The following is a 7,263-nucleotide window of genomic DNA, read 5'->3' on the forward strand; positions in this document are numbered from 1 at the left end:
GTGTAGCCCGGCAAGCCTTGCGTTTCATTATGTCCCGTGGCCAGGTTGTCGACCAAATAGACCGTGTGGTTCTTGGAGACCGTCGTCAACGTGCTGTCAACCGACAGCGTGCTCGGATAGGAGAAGGCTTATTCCGAAGGTCGAGTTGGATGAACGAGATGTTCCGTTCTGACGTCACCGGTGCAATGTAGGTTCGCCGCAATCTTGACGCCGTGCGCAATCAGATTCGGCAGGTGAGCGCGCCGAGTTCCATGCGGAATTCCACTGAGTTCGGCGACGGCGTCCGGCAATCCAGGAGAAGTTGAACCTCTCCTCACACAGCGAGTATACAACCGCGGTCGTAGCTATGCGGCATCCATCGTCAAATCGGCTTCCAATGTCGCCTCGTCCGACTCGTAATCTTCACCCTCCTCACGAATCTCCCCGGTGTACGCGCGCTTACCCATCGCATCTTCAATCAAAGCCAGCAACTGCTTTTGTCTGTCTGACATAAATGCTTCGAACGAATCGCTTCGAAGCAAATCCGGATTGATGAAGTGCGACTCAAGATGCTCGTCCAGTCGTTCCCGGTTGATAGGCGGGGTTGCCGAATTACCGCCCTCAAGCTTCGCGAGATACTCGGACGGTGCCACTCCACCGATAATCCTGTTCGTTCGATAGGACAAAGGGGTCTTGTTGATTATCGAATCGTATATGGCGGGTTTGATGCCGTTGGTTTTACACCAGTCTTGCGGAAAGATATGGTGGATGTCGACGTTCTCACCAAAGAACACGGTATGGTCGAATTTCTGCCCAGAACGAAAATCGCGGGCGCCGTCCCTCATGAGCAGGGCGTTCACACCCTTGTACGCGGCCGATAGGCGCATCCGCATCGTCTTTAGCCGGTCGGCGCGAAAGATGGTTTCGCTGATTGTCGTCGGTTCCGGTCCGCCGTTCAGCCATGCCGGCACTTCCAAGAAGTCTCGCGCGAAGCGCGAGTCAACCGCCGAACCATATAACTCACCAAAGACGCCATTCCAATACCACTGGACCAATTTTGTGCGAACCGTATCGTGCTCCCACGCAGTTCCTATGTCGGCAAGAATCGCCGCAAGCGGAACGATTTGTGACTGATAGGGTAAGTCGAACACTCGGTATATGTGCAGCATATGAAGAAACTTAGCTGCATGGATGAACCCAGTTTCGACTTGCACCTCATACTTCTTATAAGCAGCCAACGGAAGATTCAGGAGCGCCTGACGATTTCCACTGACCGATGGCAAATCCTTTCCAGATTTATTGGCTTGCTCCGCCTCCCGGCGTTTCTCACGAGTGTAGAAGAGCGAGACTGCTTGCAAGAAATCGGTATTGGTAACGTTCGCGATGATGCCCGAAGTAGCATCTGCGGGACGCAACGTCTCTACGAAGCGGCTCTGCCGACCCTTCGCATTTTCGCTGCCGAACCAATCCTTTCGAAGTTCATGTCCTTCGGCGGCGTACATCGCGGTAACGAGTTCGAATGCGTCAAGCGGCTTGCCACCAGTATTGACCTTTTCAAACACAACGCACACCGCTTCCTTCGATGTGGACCTGTCCAATGCGATGACAGGGACCCGGTAGTCCTTGAAGTTCTCTAGAATCGCCTGCTTGAATGCTTTGAACAACTTCCGCGTGTCTGAGTGCTCATCTCCGCGCCAATGTTCCTGGAAGCCATCCTGCCATGAATCCCAGTCGAACACTTGTGAAACGGGATACATCAGTGTCTCGTACTCGCGTTCCGGCCTCGTCAGGTCAAGAACCTCTGAACGCCCAAAATCCGTACGGATAATTCTGTCTTCCGGCACACCAACAATGGCGTCTTCACGGTCACACGACGGGTCCATCGCTTTTCTAATATCGATATAAAACCAGCGTTTAACCTTCTTGTTCTTCGGAGTAACGGTCTCCACGACTTTGCCGCGGAGTGTTACTTGGTAGAGCGACGTCATTCGCTGTTGACCGTCAAGCAACAATGCCCGCGGCACAGCCGAGTGAGCTGAGCGCGGGGCACCCTCAACTGGCCTGGGCTTGAACTCAACATCGCCCCCCGTCTCCAACGTCATCAGTGCGCCAACAGGAAACGCTCGGGAGATGGACGCGATTAGGCTTTTGATGCGGTCTTCGTCCCATACCCAACTGCGCTGGAAGTCGGGCAGTTGAAGAGCACCCCTGTCGCAGTCGTCAAGTAGCTCCCGCAGGGCGATTGGATTCGTTTGAAACGCTGACCTGGCCATAGTAATAGATGTAGTCTTTGAGGATAGCTGTGGTTAGGAAGAAAAGCGCGTGACGGTTGGGTTATGGTGCAACTCTCGCGGCGTTTCTGTTGCAGGCAAGTGGAGGTTTCTCGACTCTTCATCTTGCCAAGCATCAAATGGGTTCGCAGTCCCAGCCGCTAGTCTCACGTTCGGTCTTTTTGGTTGAACAGGTTGAACCACAAATTTCTACGCTGCGCTAGAGAACGACAATTTGCTCATCAATTCATCGTCTAACTCTTCAACCGTTAGAGGATATTGGGTGAGCAGACGCTCTAGACCATCTCTTTCAATCAATTGAACACGGTTCGCGTCGGCTTGGTCATGCGCGCCGGTATTAAAACGCCGGTTTGTTACGCATATACGCCTAAAGCGCGTCCCCGAATAGGTGTTTTGGTATCGCGCGGCACCGGCGGCCACTTCCTTCACCGCATCCCATCCGATTTCGGCATTCGCAGACGACTTGCATTGGAGCAACTCGCCTTCCTTTCCCTGCAGTGCAATCACGTCAATTCCACGGTCGCCGCGCATCTTTGTCGTGACTGACGCCACATATCCGCGCTTTTCCCACAACAGCCTGCAAAGGAATTCGAAGCTGGTGCCGTCAAGACGGTCGACATCCTCCATCGTGAGATACCTGAGCTCAATCTGAGTGGAACCAGGCACGTCCCCCAATAGTTCAGACATCCGCACGTCTTCGATGTTGCCGTTCAGCATGTCTTCCATTGACGAATTGTTCATCGTTGCACCCGCAAGTTTTCCCTTTCGTTTCAGCATTTCGTCAAGACGTACCTCGAACGTAGGAAAGTCGGCGACAATGGTTGGGCAGTAGACGAACACATCCTTTTCTTGGCCAATGCGATATGCGCGGTCCGTGGCTTGATTTTCCTTCGCGGCGTTCCACGCGCGGGTGTAGTGAAAAACGTGGTTTGCCGCCGTCACGTTGAGTCCAGCGCCCGCAGCCAGGGTGGAAAGAATGATGACGTTGAAGCCACCGGTTCCAGAGAAACGGTCGATGAAACCCTGCCGGCCCTGCGTGTCACCATTCACCACCGACGGTTTCAGGCCGAACCGCTGATGGATGAAGTAGGCGAGCGCCGCCTGTACTTCACGCAACTCGGTGAAGACGATTGCTTTCTCCGAGCGGCGTGCAACCTCCTCAAGTTGCTCGAGCAGCCAACGCATCTTCGGCGAATTTTCAAGATGCGCATCAAGTCCGCGCTTGTCCGGGGCGAACCGGCTTCCCGGTAAACAGTAAGGCTCTGCACAAACAGCCTTCATCAGATGTAGGGCGCCGAACGAAAGTCTCGCGCGCTGCCGGGCATCCCGCTCCGAGGCGGCGTCCTGCAGCTTTTTGAGGCCGCCCTTGTAGAGCACCAACTGGTGGCCTGAAATTGCGACCTCTAGCCGCTCACCGTCCGATGGATTGGCGCTGAGCGAGGCTGCCGCTTGCGTCAATCCTTGCAGGACGAAGTACTTTTTCTTGAGTTCGTCGGCAATGTCTTCCTTGGTTCGACGCAAGGTTTGCGGTGCGATGAGCAACTGGAGCCGGGCCAAACTCTCATGGTGTTCTTCCGTGTTGCACTCAATTGGCCGGCGGTAAGTCCGCCCGAAGGTCTCCAGCGCACCCAACAGACCCGGCTGCACAAAATCAAAGAGACACCATAGGTCGGCTAGGGAGTTTTCCACTGGCGTGCCCGTGCAGGAAATACGAAAGTCTGCTTTCAGTTTTTTTGCGGCAAGCGTAACCCGCGTACCAGGGGTCTTGATGCGTTGCGCTTCATCGCAAATGACAAACGCGAATTCCTGGCGGGCGAACGAGAATTCATAATTCGTCAGTACCTCGTAGGTCGTGATGATGACCTTGTGGTTCCCGAGCCAGTCTGGTTTGAGCAGGTCGGTGATACCCCGAGTCTGCAGTTGTTCGTCGATGAGGTCTATGGGCTGTTTTCTCGCTCGCAATTCGTCGCCATGCAACACAACATGGGCGGGGTAAGCGGGGGTAAAAAATCGCTCAATTTCCTGAGCCCAGTTTTCCAGTAGGCTCTTCGGTGCGACAACCAGTGAGGGTTTTCCTTCGGGCTGCTGTTCGTAAAACCAGCCAAGCACAGTAAGTAACTGGAGCGTCTTGCCTAGGCCCATATCGTCTGCGAGGAGAGCTCCCCGGCAGTCCGAAGGGCTCAGTCCGACGAGATGCTGGAACCAAGCAATGCCCTGTTGCTGATGCATTTTCAGCGAAACGGATGGCCGCAGGGAAGATGGTAGGATTGCCGTGGCTTCCTCGGGTGGCGTCAGGACTGTTCGCCTCGCCTCCTGATAGTCAACCTCGTTGAAGTTGGTTTTGACGAGCAGGCTTTCCTTCGTTCTGCGCGACTTCGCCTCTCCACCGGCCTTTTCCGCCTTGACCTTTTCACTGGCGGCAATCATCGAACCGAATGCGTCGGCGAGTTGCCGCGCCTGAGCCGTATCGATGGCCGTTGGCAGTTCGGGGTCACGCACCTCGCCGGCTCCTTCCTTTTCTGCCTGCTGAACTGCATGCTCGAAGTTTTCAACCCACTCTGCAGTGAGCGGAATAATCACGTGACCGTCGTGTCCGGACAACGTGACTGACACCATCGGAGTGAGTTCGTCGGGCAGCCAGCCGCCTTCATCATCCGCGTCGGAAGAAGCCTTCTGCATGACTGGTACATACACAGGCTTGGCCACGCCGATTCCGTGAATCCGGTCGCTGTACCCGTCCAGCGTGTAGACGTCAGTGAAATCAATGCGCGCTGCAGGCTGACTCCGCCACAAAAACAAAACCTGTCGAGCGGTCTCAAGCTGGGAAGCTGTTTCGGCATCGACGGTAAGGTCGAACTCGTTCCACGGAAACAGCTCTCGCTCCTCGCGTAGGGCGCCCTCTAGCGTTGTCACAAATTCCGCGAACGATGCCGTACCTTCAAACCTGCAATCAGACGTTCGCGCCGTGCCATCGGCATAGTGTTCGGTCACGACGAGTCCAACGGTGTCGATGCGACCGTCGCTCATCCGGGTCGCGACCGAGAAGATTGTCGTGAGCGGACCAGCAGAAGCTTTGTCCACCAGGAAGTCTTCCTCATCGAGCACTTCCGCAGCGCTGTCGCCGAGAAAAGCCCACGGGTTGTGGATGAACTTTTCGGCACGTACGCCGGCGACACGGCGTCCCGGCATATCGCGTTTAATGACCTGGAGGACCTTGCGAACGGATTCGGACAACACGATGCGGACCCGTCCGCCGTCGCTGCTCGCGAGGTCATAGTGAGGCTGGACGGTCCCAAACTGGTCAAAGGCACGCAACCATCCGTCAGGCGCGCCGTCGAACGTGGGCATTACGGTGTGAACACGGCCGAAAGGGGTCTCTTCCCTCGCCTGAGGAAGACGGAGCTTGTCCGGTGTTAGAACGTGTGTCGTTGCCAGGTACTGGGATTTATAGAGAGCGCTGGCAATATCCGCCTGTGAGCGAATCTTTCCCCAACCCAGTTCGTTGAAATGTTGCGTCCGTTGCTCGGCGGGACGGTGCCGGAATTGGTCGATGGTCTCGACCGTTTCCCATGTTGCCGCGGGCAGGAGCGCTTCCTCATTATCGACAGTCAGCACGGCACCTGTCCGTCGAGCAGTGCGGATGCTCAACCCGTTCAGCTCCCAGCTTTCGACAAATATGTCGAAGGATGAATCTGATAGCGTGGCCTGATGGTTCAGGACTGGCTGGAACGGTCGCTCGGGTGGGACGACGAAGCTAGCGAGCGACGACTGATGTTCGGGCATCTCCCTCAGTCGAAAAAACTCCGGCCAGGGGAGGAGAAGGCAGTCGGCATCAACCGACGCGGCGCCTCCCTGCGCCAGTTGGAGGAGGTAGTGAGCAAGAACGAATTCGTGCTGCTCAACGGCATACGCTCTCGCCTGGAGTTCATCGACTGTCGGGGCCGGCAATGGAACGGCCAGCCTGAACGCAATGCCGCGCTCGGTCCATTCCGGCTGGAAGCTCGGACGCGCCGTATTTGTCGAAGCGCCGCGTTTGAACAGATTGAAGAAAGCCATCCTTACTCCACGTAATACCACGCCGAACGTGAGTTAGCCCACTTGAAGCCCCACGCTTTCAGCTGTCTGCCAAGCGCTATGTCCTGTCGCGGGTCTTCAACCCATAGTCGCCCGCCGGCGGCTTGGCGCCTGTCATCGACGTAGGCACCAATGTATTGCTCGACATGGGCTTCCAGCGCTGCCATGGAAAAGGGTGTTTGAGTGGCGACTCGCGAGGGAACGGTGGGCGAAACCCATCCCGGTCCTGCCAGCCCCGATTGGGGCGGCGTCTTGATTTGTCGCGTTTCTACTAAGGTGGGACGGGGCAGTCGTGACTGCTTCGTATCCTCGTCGGGACGAATGCCAAGCCGGGCCAGTTCGTGCGCCGCGCTAGACTGCCAGCCCGCATTATGGATGATTCGGCATCGGGCTCCAGTGCGAAATCCGTAGCGCAAATCCTCGGAGCCGCCGTGATAGGTCGGTGAATACTTGTCGAACCGGAGGGTTGCAGAATCATAGACGTACGCGGCGTTGCCCGTTGTGCTGAACTCCACAATGATGTACTCGCCAATCTGCATGATGAACGCATCAATGTTCTTGTTCCCATACAGGGTCGCGTACGCTCCAGCCTCCCGGGCGATAAGCTCCCGGATTTCCCGGTTGCTTCGCGCGAGTGACACCGTTTCGTTACTGAAAATCAGGCGCGTCCACGAAATCTGCCGCATGTAGCGGCTCCAGAACGCAAGCCGGCCCTCGTCGGCGCTATTCCGAGCGGCCAGTACGTCGAAAAAGTCCCGCAGGTTGCCTTCATTCACCCATTGCAAGACCATTCGCCAAACGGCGTCGGGCACGCGATTCCAAGCCGTCGCAATGCCTGCAGCTGGAGTTGACCCGGTTTCGTGGACACCTATTCTTTGGAACAGGAGGTGTCCATCATGCAGAGACATCGCACCCCGTA

3 protein-coding genes are annotated in these 7,263 nt (G+C 56.2%); all 3 read right to left on the reverse strand.

The window, feature by feature from the left end; translation table 11 throughout:
• Nucleotides 1-344: 344 nt before the first annotated feature.
• Nucleotides 345-2,252 carry a DUF262 domain-containing protein gene (locus SB772_RS07490; RefSeq protein ID WP_410832624.1) on the reverse strand — a complete coding sequence of 636 codons (1,908 nt, stop codon included), beginning with the start codon at nt 2,250-2,252 and terminating at the stop codon, nt 345-347.
• A gap of 207 nt (nt 2,253-2,459) precedes the next feature.
• On the reverse strand, nt 2,460-6,326 hold the full coding sequence (locus SB772_RS07495) for an SNF2-related protein (RefSeq protein WP_410832625.1): 3,867 nt from the start codon (nt 6,324-6,326) through the stop codon (nt 2,460-2,462).
• 2 nt (nt 6,327-6,328) lie between these two features.
• Nucleotides 6,329-7,263, reverse strand: a 935-nt coding sequence (locus SB772_RS07500) for an EH signature domain-containing protein (RefSeq protein WP_410832626.1), incomplete at its 5' end; no start/stop codon positions are given.

Origin of the sequence: Paraburkholderia sp. SIMBA_030, assembly GCF_046535245.1 — a bacterium.
GTDB lineage: Bacteria > Pseudomonadota > Gammaproteobacteria > Burkholderiales > Burkholderiaceae > Paraburkholderia.

Bases quoted from the DNA above. Each gene is read 5' to 3' on its own strand.
- SB772_RS07490 (WP_410832624.1), bottom strand. From the start codon at position 2,252: ATGGCCAGGTCAGCGTTTCAAACGAATCCAATCGCCCTGCGGGAGCTA.
- SB772_RS07495 (WP_410832625.1), bottom strand. From the start codon at position 6,326: ATGGCTTTCTTCAATCTGTTCAAACGCGGCGCTTCGACAAATACGGCG.